This window comes from uncultured Nostoc sp. (assembly GCF_964245445.1).
Lineage (GTDB): Bacteria > Cyanobacteriota > Cyanobacteriia > Cyanobacteriales > Nostocaceae > Nostoc.
In genome coordinates, this window is record NZ_CAXTNE010000196.1 from 1 (window position 1) to 15,558 (window position 15,558).

Here is a 15,558-nt window from a genome sequence, read left to right on the forward strand (position 1 = left end):
CTCCTTGTTGAGAAGTAGATTACCATACTTTTTTATTAGTGGGATAGTTTCAAATATCATTTTTAGCGATCGCTGGTTTTTGATCCTACCTCACCAAATCGCGTTGCTCCCTGCCACAGTCAAGTCAGAACCTCCGCCTTTGTGATCTTGGAACTGTTTAGCTAACAACGGTTTCCCGCCCTCTCCTAATACAGAAATTGCACCGCTACTAATTGGGTACTCAGTGTTATCTTTGATAATGCTCGTGACTTGCACAGTTACATAAGAGCCACCATCAACCTGTAGGGGTTCAACGGCCAATAAAGTGCCTTTATGAATTGCCACATTTCCATAGTTGTCATGCAAATCAGCCGTTAATCTAGCAACATAGCGTTTACTATTATCTGGATTTTGCTGTTGTTGGAAGCGATTTTCGCTTTGTTGCTTGACAACTGAAGTCACTAAAACACCATTTGCGAATTCCCCAACAACTAAATAGCGAGTTTTACGCTGTTGCAGAATTTGGTTTTCTTGAGGCAAGTAATTACCATCTGTTACTTGTTTATCAGATTTAGAATTGGCTGACCAACGAGGGCGAATTTTCTCAATTTCTGTGGGTGTACTGTTGGAGAAGTTAGGGCGTGTTTGCTGTGTTGTATAAGCACTATTGGTTGGCTGTACTTGAATTTGTGTTGTATTTGGTGTCTCTCTTGATATCTGCTGGTTACTTGAAGTAGGCGTATAAGCGATTTTTCCGTAAGATCCTAAGCTGCGAAGTCGATTAAATTCAGCTATCACGTCTGTTGGCGTTTCTGTTTTCGGGGTAACAGTCCTAACAGGATTACTAATTCTTGGCAATATTTGATTACGAGGTGGTGATGAAATAGTCGAGTTAGTTCTACTCGGAACGTAATATCGTCTAGGACTAAAGCTTTGTGTTTGTGCCACAGGTCTAGCTGTTGGTGTTGGTGGTGAAGCTGCAACACTCACAGGTTTATTATTAACTTTAACTTCCTGCTTACTCTGATTAATCTTATTTAATTCATCTTCTTGCTGATTCAGCGCTAACTTAGCGTAAACATCCCCATCTGTTTGCTCAACTTGTTCTTTATTTTCTGAAGACTTTGGTTCTTCAATAGTTTTAGTAGTATCGCGGCTATCAGGATTAAAAATCCCATTCAACAGCCAAAATATAGCTAGGAAGGTCAATCCAAAAGGGAGTGCTATGACCAACAATCTTGACCAGGGAGAAGTAATTACTGTATGTTTAGTTGTGACTGATGGATTATCTAATTCTTGCTCTGACGTAATTTCCCTTGGGCTGGAATCTGAACTCATTGCTGAAGATTTTAAGTCATCATCTATTTGGAGAAAATCATCTACAGTTGATGAGCTATTAATCTGAGTATTTGTCATTGTCTGTTAGCCAAATTTAAATCGACGATTTGCGTAATTTCTAATCCAGCTTGCCTGACTTGATATATTTTCTTTGCCAGAGCAGTAGTATCATTAGGGATGTTTTGCGGTGTACTAATGGCTTCTACAGTAATAGTTTTGTTAAAGGGTATACCTTTGCCTGCATTATCAACTCTTGTAAAAGTAACGAGAGTAGCTACTAAATCTACTGACCATTGACCATCTTTAATTTTGCGAGGTGATGAAATGAAGCGGGGAATCAAAGATACTTGTGTATCACCGTTAAATACCCCTGCTGGGGTCATTTGAGCTAGCTTACGCAAAAATGCTGTTCGAAAATCAAGATGATCACTGATTGCATAAGCAGCTTCATAAGAAGAAGTAGTTACTCTGCCATTAGAACGTTCAGTTCTACCTACATCTATACCAGCATCTTGTTTAGTAAGGGGTTCTCCTTTTTCATTAAAAGTTTGAACAAGTCCATCCCAGTTAAACATCTTGATAAATGTGGTAGAAATAAACTTTTTAATAACTTCATCTGAGCGTTCATTCGGCTCTACTGCTTGGGCAACGACTGATTCTCCTGATGACAATTGTACTAGCGCTAACTGCTTTTTACCTAAACTACTGACTGCCCCATAATTAAGGATTTGTAGTAAGAAAGAGAACAAAGCCATCGAAAACCCAGCCAGTGAAATTATTCCGATTCTAGTTGGGACAGATTTGTTATATTGCAGAAGCTGTAACACCTCTGGTTTTGCCTTTGTATTAAACATAAACATTGTCAGTTTGTTGAAGAGGAAACTCTTAAGAGAGAATAGGGAACAGGGAACAGTAACAAAATTCATTATTATAGCTTTTTAACAAGAGCAGTAATCATTAGACTTGACTCTGGAAGTAAAAGACTAATCGGCTCTACCTGTTAAGAGTTACCTGTTCCCTCTTTCCTCTATCTACTCAATTTTGATACTAAACTGCCACCAGATGTTGCTATAGCTTTAGTGGCATCAATAGCAATTGTGCTATAAGTTTCAGCCCCTTTGTTGATTTGTTGAAGTACAGCTAAACCTCCACCAGCCGCCAATCCAGTTGCTAAGAAAGGAGCAAAAATCCCAATTGTAAAAAGGAAGAATAGAGGTTGATCTGCTCTAGAGGTAGCAATCAATTGTCCGGCTAATCCAGCAATTATGTTGAAACAAAGTTTCGCCATTCCTACAGCGAAATAACCCGTAAGCCAAGTAAAAATTGCTTTTCCACCATAAGGTAATAAAGAACCACCTACAGCTAAAGGGCCGATAAGTGCTGTTAACAACATCGTTAGTTCAATCGCCCATTGGTAAGCTCCGTTTAAGCCAATCAGTACAATTGAAACAATTTCGATGACCGAAGAACCAATGTAAGCACTGAAAGGAGAAAGTATTACTTGTATTGGATTAGCTCCACCTTTAATTACCTCTATTGGAGCTTGAATAATTCTGTCAATCTTTTGAATAACCCATGAAAACGGGCCACTTTCACCAGTAAAATAACTCGGATAATCCTGTTGAAGTCTATCCTTAGCATCCGACAAACATTTAACAGATTCTTCTGGACTCAGAGACGAGGTTTTGCAATTTTCTATTTCTTTACCAATAGCCTCACGCACCGCTTGTACACCCAAGGCTTTTTGATATGCAGCCCTTAAATTAACACCTTGTGCTGTATATTGCAACACATATTGGTTTGTGTTATTAATGTAATTTCGGATTCCGAGAGTACCTGACCCTAAAGCTTTGCCATTATTTGCTAGAAGTACTATAACTATCAACACCCAGATAAAATCTGTGTATGCACGTTGTTCATCACCTGAGAGCATTTTCTTTGTCCACTCAACCATGAAAAAGACAAATGTCGCAACGGCAAATAGTATACCGACCTTGCACATAGAAGTATATAAATCACCTTTAAGAGTTTCTTCCCAAGTTTGATTAAATCCTTGAGCAATAAAATCTGCTGTATTACTTGCTTGTTCAAGTAAATCTGCACCAGCAAACTGAGATTGAGCGAATAAGTAATTTTTTGAAAGCATAAAGGTTAATTGATGATAATGAATCAGGAATCGAGTCGCTTCTCAAAATTCAAACTTATCAATTCAAAATTCAAAATTAACACTCTACAAATAAATTTAGGCGATGCACTAAACGGAGGCGAAGTGGGCTTTAAACCTAAATTTATTCAATTAAAGATTACCTATTTTTATTTTTGAATTTTGAATTGTTTAGGTTAATTTTCTTGCGTTGGATCTAAACGAGATATACCGATAAGTTCATGGCTCAAAGAAAGAGTACCTAATTCATTCAAATCTTGTTTTTTTCGTGCATTTGCTGTATTCTCTGCGACTTGAGTCAGCATGAGGTTGGAGTATGAATTATCCTGCCTTGCTTGCAAAGAATCTGTACGTTGCTGTGCCAACATGGAAACCACCAGACCATTTTGAGCGGCGATCGCTTTCAGGACATTTTGAGAAGCATCCATGTCTTGAGCCTGGTCAGCTATGATTTTTGCGGATTGGGCTATTTGTGTTGTTCTCTCTATTTTTTGAGACGTATCTGCTTGCCCAGTTTTACCTACAACACTGATGATTGAGGCTCTTGTAAGTTCTCGCTCTAAATCTTGCCCCTTTTCCTTGGCGACTGGTAAAGAGTAAGTATCAGCAATCCGATTTTTGAGTTCATCGCTACTAGCAATCGGATCTGGCGCTCCCATCTCTCCGACAGTATTATCAATTGCAGCTTGAGCATCTTTTTTAATCCCAGCCCAACTTTCATCTATTTGCGATTTTGTCCAAGTTTGAATCTGGCTTACTTCACCTTTAATATCATCAACTAGTGAGCTAAAAAAGTCACTAATGACTAATCCATAACTGGGTGTAGCTACTAATAAACTTACTACAGTAACAGAAAGTAGTACAGCAACCTTTTGACGAGTCTTCATGTTAAACCACCTTTGTTTTTTCTAATTGAAACATGAGTTGTTTAGCTTCCTCAGATAACTCTTCTTCTCGAATCATCTTGATATAATCCTCAGTAAACTTGACCATTCCTAACAAAGGATTATCTTGATAACTTTTCAGAAAAAGAGTCCGCAATTCTTGCTCATGCGGATTGTTGGCAACAGATGCCAATAAACAGTGGGCGGGATAATAACGGCAGAAAGTGAGCTTGCCGTTATCATCAAGCAACCACTGAGAATAAATTCCCGATTTTTGGGGATAGAAAGCTTCTGTACTGTTAACCCGAATGATTTCGGTAGGATATTTAAATCTATCTATGAAGGGGTCTACTGCTGAGGTTTGTATCCTCCCGACTAATCTAGTCCCAATATTTGCAAAAATCTTAGATGCTGCCTTGCTTTGATAAATACTCTCTGGCTCTTGGGCAGATAGGATTACGCGAATTCCCGCTTTTGCACCATTTGCACACAATCTACCAATCAAATCTGCAATTGATTCAAATTGAAATAAAATTGGTGCTTCATCGAGGAAGAAGATACTGACTTTCGATGCTAACGCTCGTCTGAGTGCAGCAGCATAAGCGCTCAGAGCTAAGATGGCTGCATCCGCCTCACTTGATAAATTTCTCAACGCAAAAACAAGTAATTTGGCATCAGTTCTAAAACTAGAAGGGCGAGAAATTGACTGTCCAACTCTTGTGCTTAACCAGTAATTAAGTCTTAGTCTAATTTGCTCTAAAGCCTCCATGATGTCTCGGCTGTTACTGGCAATAGAATCTAATTTTACAAATGCTGGTGAACAGTATCTGTAAAAGTCTTGCAGTGTTGGAGTCTCTGCCCATTCTAAAGTTCCTACTCCCGATAAAAGCGCTAACTTATAGCGCATTTTTATCTCATCATCATTAAAAAATATTTTTAATGTTAAAGCAATGATTGACTCAATATTGGTAATCATCCCAGGGCTAACCCCAATCATGCTAGTTCCAATCACCATTGTCATCAGCACTGATTTCAAAAATTCCTTGAAATCATTCAATCTTTCATTGATAATTTCTGATTCTAGCCCTTGCAAATTCGGTAACTCAAAAAGATTGTTGTATTCTTTAGAAATATCAAAGTAAGCCCCGTCTTTCCCTAACAAATTAGTGTAGTCAGTGAAGGTAGATGTACCATCTGGTTTGGGATAATCTAACGCTACTACTGGGATATCTTGGGCAAGTGCTGGTGTGAGAATTCCAGCCACCAGTACTGATTTCCCCGAACGAGTCGCACCGAAAACTGCTAGATTCTTGTGATTTTGGTACAAGTCCAAATATACAGGTGTTCCCCCTTCTTCTGCAATTAACTCAAACCCAGCCCGATCTCCTGTGGCTGTGCGAATTAAAGGCATCAGCCCTGGTGCTTCAGAACTAAAATATGGCAGTCTGCGGTTAAAAGGCTTGGTTAACAATGGTTCCCAAACAAACGGACAACACTGCAACCATGTCTTCCAAGCGTATTCTATCTCCCGGTCAACTGCCGCCGGACGCAAGAAGTAACTCGCAAGGTAACGGCAAGCTTCATCTAAAGAGCGTGTTGATTGACGGTGTACCAGAAAAACTACAGCCGTGTGGACGACAACATTTCCTTTATAAATCGTCTTCTGGGCTTCTACTGCTGACTCAATATTCAATCCCGACTTGACATCAATATTACCTTTATCGCTGGATAATGTCGTAGAAGTAATCGACTGTTTAGTTAGTCTTTGAAGGTTAGTTTTCGTGATTCCTTGATTAGCTTTTGTCACCTGACAAAAGATTTCAGTATCGAAAATACTATCACGAGATATGAGTGACCAGAGATATCTTAATTGTGCCTGTTCATCTATCCAGCCCCCCGGTTTTTGACTAAAATTCAAGGCTCCAATATATTTATCTTGGATTTTTACCCATTTGCGATCTAAAAATGGTATGGACTGCTCATTTTCTAATAGATGATGCCGAATGTGAAAATCGCTTGTTTGCGTTTCGATTAGTCCACCTACTTCATCTATTTTTAAGGGATTAGGGATTACTGTTGGTGATGAATGGTTAAATTGCTGCCAGATTACCGTCCAGAGTTCTTCAGCACTCAAGGCTTTAATCCCCAATTTCATCTTATTACTAAGTAAATTCTCCCATGATTGAAAACCATCATTAAATGAATTTTGCAGAATTGTTTCAATTTTGGTGTTGTTAATCGAATGAATTTCTCCGGTAAAACTATACCAAACTTTTTCTAATTTCCTAATGATAGATTCCACCACATCTTGGCTTCGTTCATCATCCGAGGTAACAGTATAACTACACCATAACCTCAAAAATTTGTTTTTTCGGATTCCACTTTTGGTTAAAGCTTTTATTCGTAGTCTTTCACTACGGATTAAAAGTTTAATTTGCTCGATTGAGCAATTATTCTCAATTTTCTTCAGTTCCTGCTGTCGTTCATAATCGGAAGTGAATGAACCAAAATGTATGGTCAATGATTCTTGCTCCGGGATTTCCTTGAGTCCGGCTTCTATTCCCTCAAATATTGGTAACATCTGTTCGCTGCCTAAATTCGGATGAATCCCTAAGCAATCAAAACAAAATTTAATTTGAATCGATTCACCTTTTTTGAGAATCAATGCACCTATGCCTTTTCTACCGCCTAAATTCAAGTTGCAAATCCCTGCTAAATGAATAATGTCCTCAAAGGGAGTCAAGACTTTAGCAAACTCAATCTGCTCTTTTTCTAATGTTTTTTTACCTAATTTATCTAGATATTTAGATTGTTTCTGAGGTTTCATGATGGGCGCACTAATTATCTACTTCAACAGTTACCAGGGACCAGTTATCAGTGACCAGTTAAGAAAATTCCGGTGGTAACTGATAACTGTTCACTGATTTAACCTACTTCCTTAATCCTGGCTTCTGATCTCTGAACCCTGTTTTATTGTTCAAGGTTTTAAAAGGCATATAACCTCTGCTTAAACGAGGCACACCGACAAATTTCCCAAAAAAATCTTTATTTGTAGAAACTACCCACCAAGTAGCCCATCCCCAAGCAATACTTAATCCAGTTGCTAACCATCCTGCCTTGAATGTGTAATTAACAATAAATACATTTAATACTGCTATTACTGACCAAGGGAAAATCTGGTCGGCGGGAAATGGCCCTAATCTGGGTCTGTCTCCTAATATCCTATTTACAGTCCGAAATTTATTTTCATTTTTCATCTTTTTTTAACTACTTGTTCAGATGAAGCATTTCTTGAATCTGGGCAATTTCTCTTATTCAAGAAATGCTCTAACCAAATGGTTCTTGCCTTTAACAGTTATCAGTAATAGACTGATCACTGATAATTGTTCACTGATTTAAGCTCCTGTAATTAAGCCAGTAACTAAATCTCCTACAAAAACTGAAAGGACAATAATTAATGGAGTTCTGGCTAATGTCTGCCAATCTTCGTCGTTTCGGGCTGCTTGAACAATTCTTACCAAACTAATACCTACATAGAGTAAGAACAGACCTCTCAATACGTTGAAGAACAATTCTACAACTGCTTGTGTTTGCCCATTCCCAGCATTGCCAAAGGTATTAGTCATCCAGGTTTGAGCATTGTTAAAAAACTGTGCATCGGCTGGTGCAGAAGCAAAGTCAAGTACACAAACAACTGTCAAAATCGTAAACAGCACAGCATAAAGATTAACTCCATACTTGCGTTGTATCTGCTCAAAATTAGTCAACAGAGCTTGAGATTGCTTTGGTAGTGCTATAGCTATAGCACTACCGATCATCAATCCACCTAAGAGGATGTTATGGACTGACATCGACACGATCATTGCCGCACCCGTCGCTCCCATTAGCACTAGTGTGCTATTTGTTATCGTGCTGTTCTTTTTTCCTGAAGTCAGTACTGCTGTTGTATTCACAAAACTTTCAGTCTCGTTGCGGTAAGTATGCATTTCGTTCTCCTGAAACGATACGCATATTATTCGAGTTTTCATCCACAAAACCTACAAACCAAAGTACTAAAAAAAACCGTACTTTTGCCTACGGGTGATGTTTAACACAATTCTCCTGCTTGTATCTTTAATAAATACGATGTCTCAATGAATTTTCTAGCTGTTTAATATCAGTGCTTTCAATTAATCTTGTTCGTAATTTTACCTAAAAACACAAGAATTAGAGAAGTAAGCGGTAGATAGCCTATTGACTTTTTTGCTTTTATTGGTATTTTTTATAATGGTAATTGAACGTATTGTGGCAGTCCCTGCCCGAATCTCACTAAGAAAGCGTGAAACCTCGCTAGTGGTGCGCCACACAAACTTTATCAAAACAGAATTTAGTCGTCAGGAGTGATGCCCTAAGCTTGTCCTGAGCGCAGTCGAAGGGTCAGAGAACAGATATGAATTCTGTTTTGATAATTGTTTTTTTGCACAAGCTCTACTGGCTGATTCTATTGAAGAAAAATTCAAATTCACGTTTGTTTTCCGACGACTAACGAATGTGTTCTGTTTCGATAATTATCACAGCCGAATTCATCCACCACTCGTACAGAATTCATACCTATTTTCTGACCCTTCGACTGCGCCCTTCGACTACGCTCAGGACAAGCTCAGGGCATCGCTCCTGACGACTGAATTCTGCTGTAATAAATCTTCAATTTATATTGCAATGATACAAGAAGCAAACATTTATTTAAGTAAATATGCTATAAATATTTTATGTTCCTGTAATCGAAGTAATCAAGATGATTCGATTAGTAATTATTGAAAATGAAGCTCTAACTCGGCTCGGAATTAAATCAGTTATTAATCAAGAGCAAGACCTTGAAATGTGTGGGGAAGCTGATAACGGAACTGAGGGAATGAGGCTTGTTGAACAACTTCAGCCTGATATTGTTTTACTCGATATTGCTTTACCAGATATTAGTGGTTTGGATCTCATCTACAACATTAAGGCTAGGACAGATAGTAAAGTCATTGTTCTCACCTATCACTCTAGTCAGGATGTAGTTAATTCTGCCTTCCAGAATGGCGCTGATTCTTACATTCTTAAGAAGATGGATTTGCAATTAATTAAACATGCTATCAATACTACTTATCAAAACAATTCTTTCATTGACCCAGAGATTGCTAAAAGATTTTTTAGAAATTTCACTTCTGGCAACACCAAAATTAAGGGTAAAAGATACAGAGAAGCCCCTACTGCTACAGAAGCCCAAATTCTCAACTTAATTGCCCGTGGTTTTTCTAATAAGGAGATTGCCGAACAACTCTTTATTACAGTCAGTACAGTTAAGGGACACACCAGCCATCTTTTTTCCAAGTTAGGAGTTAGGGGTCGTGTTAACGCTATCATTATCGCTAGAGAACTTGGCTATTTAGAAACAGAAAACTCTCGAGTTAGTTGAGCTACTTTTTGTTCTTGGTTTTATCGAGCCGAATCAAGCAATATCCTTGTAATCGGTTTTCTTGTTGACAGGCTGCTACGGCTGATTGGTTGGACAACAGTAACTGGTACATTTGTTTTCCTTCGCTTGATTTCGCCCACTGCAAAATCTTCATTTCATTGGCTGACACTACAACTGACTGAGTTCCACCCAAATTTGAGACAACATTCCAAGTTATCAGTGAACCTAGAAGCGCTCCAATAGCCATTACTCCTGTGCATATCCCTGGTATAGACCAAAATCCCCACCAATCCAAACCTTTTAATGAGGTATTTTTTATTGATGGTGTTACATGTTTCATCTCATCGCGCACAGCTTTCGATACTACTGTATAGTGCATCGACACAGCCGCTTTGCTTGTCGATTCCAATTTCTGGTCAATGATTACTGCCCAAGCTTCTATCATTGCCTCCATTCGCGCTTGTAGGTCAATCATTGTTTCTTCGTTTCTGCCTAATGTTGCCATCAGCTTAAACATCGGGTCATCTTCAGCTATTCCTAATTCATGAGATATTTGAGCTATGCGTTTTTGTTCTGCTTCAGAATATCCTTGTAAAACTTGTTCCGTCCTCATTTTTTAATCCTAAATATTTAATAGCTTTATCATTCTTTAAAATAGAATTGTAAAAGTTTTTAATCCAGTGGTAAATGTAAGTTCGGTAAACCACATAAATTGACTTATCTGTAGAAGCTAGTGAGTAAGGTTTTCCCGTCCTCTCCAATCTTTCGTAATGGTCACGATGTAACGCTGGCAAGAATATCTCAGTCCCACCCATTCTTTGTAACTTATCCTGCATTGATTGCTGATACTCTCCAAATCTCGTATCAAAATGCTGATTTTTTACTACTACATAGTTAGCATTGTCAGTAGCAAACTCTCCCAAAGTTTTCAAGTAAGCTACACAATCTCTTCTGTGCGAAATTGGTTGCAAAAAAGTTAGTTTCCATTGATATGTAATTAAGATATCGAACAGATCCGAACCCACAATATACTGACAGAGCTTATCTACATATTGCCCTGGCATATCAACAATAATTATATCTAATTCATTTTTGATAAAATCATCTAAAATTTTATCCGTACCTCCATTAAAAAAGTCTAAGCTTTCAATTGCCACTAAATTTTCATAAGCCTTTAATCTCTCACGATTGTCATGGTCGTAGACCTGAATTTTTCTTCCTTGAACTTGAAACCAATCAATTAATAGTTTCGTAACTGTAGATTTCCCTACACGAGAGTCCCCTACAGTCATAATCATTCGCTTAGGAGAGTTCAACATTATTTAAACCTAATGACTCTTTTACTTGTTCAATCTCTTCTTTGAAAGTTCTTAACCAACTTGTGACTCTACCTTTAACCGAAGGTAAATCTGTTTGCTCCATCCCTTGCCTAAAAGTCATGCTATTTTCATCCAGGTAATCATAACTACGTTCTATTAATTCTGGCATTTTAATGTCAGAAAATGGGCTTTTTTGCAACTTTAGTTGTTCCTTAATTTTCTCAACTTCGAGAGAGTTTTTGTATCTCGTAAATTCATCAGGCTCCCCAAAAAATAAGTTTTTTACTACTATGTAATCTACTTGATTTCCACAAAAGCTATGCAAATCTATTAGTTGATTTATAGAATCGATAACGCGGCTAATAACTACTACCATAGTCACGCGGATATTATAATGTTTTTCGGCTGTTTCCAGGAAAGTCATTTCTTCCACAAATTTTCGCAATATTCTTCTGGACTGTGGTGGTAATTCTAGTAAAAATAAAGATTCTGGCTGGATTATTTCACCATCTCCTCCTACCTTGGGATTCGCTTTTGTTTTCATTTCATCAAAAAACTGATCTATATTGCCTGTTTTAAAAATATCAAGTGGTTCTATATGGCAATGCCGTCCATAAAATCTTAATAATTGAGAATTGGAGCTATCAGCATCAAAGCCAATAAATCTTTGTCCTTTATCCAAATATGTTTGCACTAGTCCCCTTGCAAAAGTAGACTTACCTACACCACCCTTATCTCCAGTTACTATCACTAATCTCTTTTTGGTTAGTTGCTCAATTGATTCTTCGTTCGCCTTGTCTTCTGAACCATTATTCATAAGTTCGATACTATCTGTCACTTTCTTTCTCCTCATGATTATTAGTGTCAAAAACTATAAATTTATTTATGAGTGTCAATGAATCATACGTTTCATAAAGTAAAACCTTGCTGTTAGCAGGCGTGGGAGGGAAAGAATCTATATCCCCAAACTCCCCAAATTAGTCCCCTGAGAAACATTCCAGTATTTGAAAATAAAATATTTCTAAATATCTTTGTTTGCTAAACCCTGCTAAATTATCCGTAATTGATTTAAAGGTTTGAAGAATTAAACCCTGCTCTATAATCTTCATTAAATCATAATTATCATTTAATTTTAAAGATTTATATATATGGAAATCCAATTCTTGAGCTATTAATAAATTCGGAGCTAACGCTACTAAGCTACAATACAGTTCTTCGTAACTAGCAATTTCCGATAAAACTAGTTTTACTAATTCTAAATACTGCTTTCTGAAGGATAATTCTTGATAACTACTAGTTCCCGGACAATTAGCAGCCAGGGGAATTTTCTTATAAATCAATTTTAAATATAATTCAATAACTTCTATTTCTACTTCCCATATCTTCTGCCCTTTTGAATACAGGTAGTTTATTAAAGAATTTCTCTTCGGAAAAATAATTCCTGAAGTTACATGCTTAATGTTAGTTTCTATATTCAAATTTGTCTGTTTTCTAAAAATTGGTACTATCCTGCTCCTCACCCATTGCATAAATTGCCTGACCACATCAGCTTTCACTATGCCTATCAATGAATGAATTCCCACCGCATTCAAAGTGTCAATAGCAACTATTTTTTTATTAATCACGACTTGTCGCTGATTTGTCTTTGCATCTATTAATATTACTTTTCTATCGTTTAGCGCTGGAGCAATTATTTGGAATACATCAACCGCAAACAACTCTAATCCACTTGGAGCATCTATCACTCGCACTATATTGTTCGAGAAATGCTCAAATTCCCAAAACTGCCAAACTGGAACCATCTTTCTATTAGTCAGAACGATATCACTATCCCATATCTGCCAATGACAAATAAATCGACAAAGGTACGGAAATAATCCGTACTTCCGCCTCTTGCTTTTTCAGTTTTATTTGTTATATATTAATAAATTTGCTTTGATTGTCTAGCTCTTGTATGACCAAGCTCCGTCTTTTCACTCTGGTTTGCATTGGTCAAAGTTTCAAGCTCAGTCCAAGGTATATCTCGAGTGGAGTCGAGATATGCCGGATTCACTACACCCAACACCCTACCCCCTACACCCTATTTTTGACACCCAAACTTGATGAATAGCTCCTTTCCTTTACAACCTCCCGAAACTGCTTTCGAGTCACTATTAGCATTGCGAGATTACTACGCACCTCTTGTAGAAAAGTACGAAAACTTATATGCCAAAGCCAAAGCCAATCTCACTCATGCAGAAGCCCTATTATCTAACTGGTCTTTGACTGAGGAGGTGGATAATGATAATGAAGAATTCAACTCTGAAAAAGGAAAAAATTTCTTCTTATTCTTAAGTGAGGAATCTGTTAATGACGATGTTGAACCTATTACCCATCTTGAGCTAGACGATTCACAGGATACATCACCAGTCGCAACCCAATTGCTTGATTTCACTCAACAAAACATATTCACACTTATACAAGCTTGGTCAGGTGAAGAATCTGATGCAGCTACAGATAGTCCATTCCTCCTAGAGCCACCCATAGAAACATCAACTCAACAGCGACCGCAAGATGGAACCGAGACGGCCATGCTGCCTATTTTCCAATCGCTGTCTCGCCCGGAAGCTATTGAACAGGTTTTGGCAGAACACATTGGCACAATTGTTCACATCGATTTTATTGTCAAAATGCTCTATGGGGAATTAGAGCCAGAAGTGTTTAAAGTGCTTAAACACAGAGTTCAATCATCCCTCATTAAAGGCAGGGAAACTAACAAATGGTTCAGTGTCCCAGGATCACCGGGATATTATACTCTGTCTTTAACTTTGCTACCAAAACCTGAGACTAGAAATTCGTCCACCAGAGTCAAAGGCAAAAATAAGAAACAAGTTTTGCCACCTCGGCCCAAAGAGATACCGATGCTCAAAGAATTTCAGGGTCAGTTTTTAATTGATGCACTAACAACTTTTCTAGAAAATAATTCGGGTAAAGTTTTCGGGGTTTCAGAAATTACCAACGGAATCTATGGCGAACTCACTGCGACTGAGATTAAAGAAGTGAAAAACAAGGTATTGAATGAGTTATCACGGGGTCATCGCACAGGGCGATTCACTAGGGTTCCTGAGCAGATTGGTTTTTATACCTGGGACTTAGAGTTGCTCAACAAGTAGAAACGATTAATTATCGAACAGAATTTAGGAGTCAGGAGTCAGGAGTCAGGAGTCAGAATTCAGTTGGGTATTCTGTTGATCCGGTATTTCCGGTATTTAATGAATTAGGCGATCGCATCCAAGATAATCAAGTTCAGGGCATCCAGTCGTTGGAAATCTCCGTTGGGCAAGTGATAGCCTACCGCTTGATGATGGTTTTCCCTATGTTGATAAAGCTACTTATTTATGCGGATATTTGAAGTAGCGTTAAAAGTAATTCCACGCATTGGTGATGAAAAGAAACGCCTGACTGAAGAAAAAGCGTTATTAGATTTGTGGTTGGCTATGGATGAAATCAAAGCGAAAGTGTCTTATGTGCAACCTGAGCTATCCTTAAATTATGGACAAATGAGTTTTAATTTAGAGATTGATGATTGGGGGCTGTTCACCGTTAACAGACAACTGTTAACCGTCAACTAATAATTACAGGAGATAATCAAATATGAAGGTTAGAGGGATAAAACGTGGTCAAAATATTGAAATTCTAGAACAACTTAATAATATTCCAGATGGGACAGAGATAATCATAGACGTAGAATTTATTGCCAATCAAATTATAGAACCACAGCCACTATTAACAAACGAGGAGAGACTAGCTAGACTCAATCAATTATTTGGGGTTTGGAAGAACCAACCGGAATTAGGAGAAATATTTACAGAGATTGACCAACAGCGCCATGCTTATAAAGGCAGAACCATAGACTCACTTGATAATCAGGATTTAGGCTAATGTATCTGCTAGATACCAATATTTGCATTGCACTGCTGAACGAAAATCCCCAAGCTGTTACTAAATTTAATCGCTTTTTCAGCCAATGCTATCTCTCTATCATTGTAGTTGCAGAACTATATAAAGGCGTTTATTGTTCTCAACAGGTGGCCAAAAATCTAGATATATTAGCGCAGTTTACTGAATTACTACCAGTAGAACCATTTGGAATAGAAGAAGCTATCGAATTTGGCAAGATTCAAAGCGAACTCAGAAAAATTGGGAAACCAACCGGAGAATTTGATGCTTTGATTGCTGCTGTAGCTCGTTCTCGTGACGATATTCTTGTTACTAACAATATCAAAGATTTTATTAATATTCCCAACTTAAAATTAGATAACTGGTTAGAAAGTTGAAAAACCTGCGTGAATATTCTTGGAAAATTAGTTATACCAGCAACACCCACAACACCATCACTGATTTTGGGGTACAGCCGGGATACGTGCAAAATGGGACACGATGCAAAGTTTTGTTAAT

The 15,558-nt window shown here is 37.8% G+C and carries 16 protein-coding genes; 5 read left to right on the forward strand and 11 right to left on the reverse strand.

Features of this window, described 5'->3' with window-relative positions; all coding sequences use genetic code 11:
• Positions 1–90: 90 nt before the first annotated feature.
• From ACFE90_RS26225 to ACFE90_RS26255, 7 genes are all read right to left on the reverse strand, one after another.
• Positions 91–1,395, reverse strand: a complete 1,305-nt coding sequence (locus ACFE90_RS26225; RefSeq protein ID WP_375505363.1) for a hypothetical protein — start codon at positions 1,393–1,395, stop codon at positions 91–93.
• A complete protein-coding gene (locus ACFE90_RS26230; RefSeq protein WP_375505364.1) occupies positions 1,392–2,171 on the reverse strand; it encodes a hypothetical protein in 780 nt (259 codons plus the stop codon). Before ACFE90_RS26230 ends, ACFE90_RS26225 begins: the two co-directional genes overlap by 4 nt.
• Before the next feature lie 173 nt (positions 2,172–2,344).
• On the reverse strand, positions 2,345–3,463 hold the full coding sequence (locus ACFE90_RS26235; protein WP_375505365.1) for a hypothetical protein: 1,119 nt from the start codon (positions 3,461–3,463) through the stop codon (positions 2,345–2,347).
• Positions 3,464–3,657: 194 nt separating this feature from the next.
• Entirely contained in the window at positions 3,658–4,368 is a 711-nt protein-coding gene (locus ACFE90_RS26240; RefSeq protein ID WP_375505366.1) for a hypothetical protein, read from the reverse strand.
• A gap of 1 nt (position 4,369) precedes the next feature.
• On the reverse strand, positions 4,370–7,192 hold the full coding sequence (locus ACFE90_RS26245; RefSeq protein WP_375505367.1) for a hypothetical protein: 2,823 nt from the start codon (positions 7,190–7,192) through the stop codon (positions 4,370–4,372).
• 103 nt (positions 7,193–7,295) lie between these two features.
• Positions 7,296–7,622 carry a hypothetical protein gene (locus ACFE90_RS26250; RefSeq protein ID WP_375505368.1) on the reverse strand — a complete coding sequence of 109 codons (327 nt, stop codon included), beginning with the start codon at positions 7,620–7,622 and terminating at the stop codon, positions 7,296–7,298.
• 138 nt (positions 7,623–7,760) lie between these two features.
• Complete coding sequence (locus tag ACFE90_RS26255) at positions 7,761–8,351, reverse strand: hypothetical protein (protein WP_375505369.1); 591 nt, start codon at positions 8,349–8,351, stop codon at positions 7,761–7,763.
• A 788-nt stretch (positions 8,352–9,139) separates the two neighbouring features.
• On the opposite strand from ACFE90_RS26255, the gene ACFE90_RS26260 reads away from it, so the two are divergent.
• On the forward strand, positions 9,140–9,802 hold the full coding sequence (locus ACFE90_RS26260; protein ID WP_375505370.1) for a response regulator: 663 nt from the start codon (positions 9,140–9,142) through the stop codon (positions 9,800–9,802).
• Between the two features lies 1 nt (position 9,803).
• On the opposite strand, the gene ACFE90_RS26265 is transcribed toward ACFE90_RS26260, so the two are convergent.
• The 4 genes from ACFE90_RS26265 to ACFE90_RS26280 form a co-directional block, all read right to left on the reverse strand.
• Entirely contained in the window at positions 9,804–10,415 is a 612-nt protein-coding gene (locus tag ACFE90_RS26265) for a DUF6753 family protein (protein ID WP_375505371.1), read from the reverse strand.
• On the reverse strand, positions 10,381–11,094 hold the full coding sequence (locus ACFE90_RS26270; RefSeq protein WP_375505372.1) for a hypothetical protein: 714 nt from the start codon (positions 11,092–11,094) through the stop codon (positions 10,381–10,383). The genes ACFE90_RS26265 and ACFE90_RS26270 overlap by 35 nt, the downstream gene beginning before the upstream one ends.
• A gap of 10 nt (positions 11,095–11,104) precedes the next feature.
• The gene (locus ACFE90_RS26275; RefSeq protein WP_375505373.1) at positions 11,105–11,959 is read right to left on the reverse strand and encodes a hypothetical protein; all 855 of its coding nucleotides are present in this window, start codon (positions 11,957–11,959) and stop codon (positions 11,105–11,107) included.
• 139 nt (positions 11,960–12,098) lie between these two features.
• A complete protein-coding gene (locus ACFE90_RS26280) occupies positions 12,099–12,923 on the reverse strand; it encodes a hypothetical protein (RefSeq protein ID WP_375505374.1) in 825 nt (274 codons plus the stop codon).
• Positions 12,924–13,223: 300 nt separating this feature from the next.
• On the opposite strand from ACFE90_RS26280, the gene ACFE90_RS26285 reads away from it, so the two are divergent.
• From ACFE90_RS26285 to ACFE90_RS26300, 4 genes are all read left to right on the forward strand, one after another.
• Positions 13,224–14,273: a hypothetical protein gene (locus ACFE90_RS26285; protein ID WP_375505375.1), complete on the forward strand. Its 1,050-nt coding sequence runs from the start codon at positions 13,224–13,226 to the stop codon at positions 14,271–14,273.
• A 225-nt stretch (positions 14,274–14,498) separates the two neighbouring features.
• Complete coding sequence (locus ACFE90_RS26290) at positions 14,499–14,732, forward strand: hypothetical protein (RefSeq protein WP_159402676.1); 234 nt, start codon at positions 14,499–14,501, stop codon at positions 14,730–14,732.
• 22 nt (positions 14,733–14,754) lie between these two features.
• Positions 14,755–15,042: a hypothetical protein gene (locus ACFE90_RS26295; protein ID WP_114083957.1), complete on the forward strand. Its 288-nt coding sequence runs from the start codon at positions 14,755–14,757 to the stop codon at positions 15,040–15,042.
• Positions 15,042–15,437, forward strand: a complete 396-nt coding sequence (locus tag ACFE90_RS26300) for a type II toxin-antitoxin system VapC family toxin (RefSeq protein WP_375505376.1) — start codon at positions 15,042–15,044, stop codon at positions 15,435–15,437. The genes ACFE90_RS26295 and ACFE90_RS26300 overlap by 1 nt, the downstream gene beginning before the upstream one ends.
• The last annotated feature ends 121 nt before the right edge of the window (positions 15,438–15,558 follow it).

Coding starts and splice junctions, on each gene's coding strand:
- ACFE90_RS26225 (WP_375505363.1), bottom strand. CDS start 1,395: ATGACAAATACTCAGATTAATAGCTCATCAACTGTAGATGATTTTCTC.
- ACFE90_RS26230 (WP_375505364.1), bottom strand. CDS start 2,171: ATGTTTAATACAAAGGCAAAACCAGAGGTGTTACAGCTTCTGCAATAT.
- ACFE90_RS26235 (WP_375505365.1), bottom strand. CDS start 3,463: ATGCTTTCAAAAAATTACTTATTCGCTCAATCTCAGTTTGCTGGTGCA.
- ACFE90_RS26240 (WP_375505366.1), bottom strand. CDS start 4,368: ATGAAGACTCGTCAAAAGGTTGCTGTACTACTTTCTGTTACTGTAGTA.
- ACFE90_RS26245 (WP_375505367.1), bottom strand. CDS start 7,192: ATGAAACCTCAGAAACAATCTAAATATCTAGATAAATTAGGTAAAAAA.
- ACFE90_RS26250 (WP_375505368.1), bottom strand. CDS start 7,622: ATGAAAAATGAAAATAAATTTCGGACTGTAAATAGGATATTAGGAGAC.
- ACFE90_RS26255 (WP_375505369.1), bottom strand. CDS start 8,351: ATGCATACTTACCGCAACGAGACTGAAAGTTTTGTGAATACAACAGCA.
- ACFE90_RS26260 (WP_375505370.1), top strand. CDS start 9,140: ATGATTCGATTAGTAATTATTGAAAATGAAGCTCTAACTCGGCTCGGA.
- ACFE90_RS26265 (WP_375505371.1), bottom strand. CDS start 10,415: ATGAGGACGGAACAAGTTTTACAAGGATATTCTGAAGCAGAACAAAAA.
- ACFE90_RS26270 (WP_375505372.1), bottom strand. CDS start 11,094: ATGACTGTAGGGGACTCTCGTGTAGGGAAATCTACAGTTACGAAACTA.
- ACFE90_RS26280 (WP_375505374.1), bottom strand. CDS start 12,923: ATGGTTCCAGTTTGGCAGTTTTGGGAATTTGAGCATTTCTCGAACAAT.
- ACFE90_RS26285 (WP_375505375.1), top strand. CDS start 13,224: ATGAATAGCTCCTTTCCTTTACAACCTCCCGAAACTGCTTTCGAGTCA.
- ACFE90_RS26290 (WP_159402676.1), top strand. CDS start 14,499: ATGCGGATATTTGAAGTAGCGTTAAAAGTAATTCCACGCATTGGTGAT.
- ACFE90_RS26295 (WP_114083957.1), top strand. CDS start 14,755: ATGAAGGTTAGAGGGATAAAACGTGGTCAAAATATTGAAATTCTAGAA.
- ACFE90_RS26300 (WP_375505376.1), top strand. CDS start 15,042: ATGTATCTGCTAGATACCAATATTTGCATTGCACTGCTGAACGAAAAT.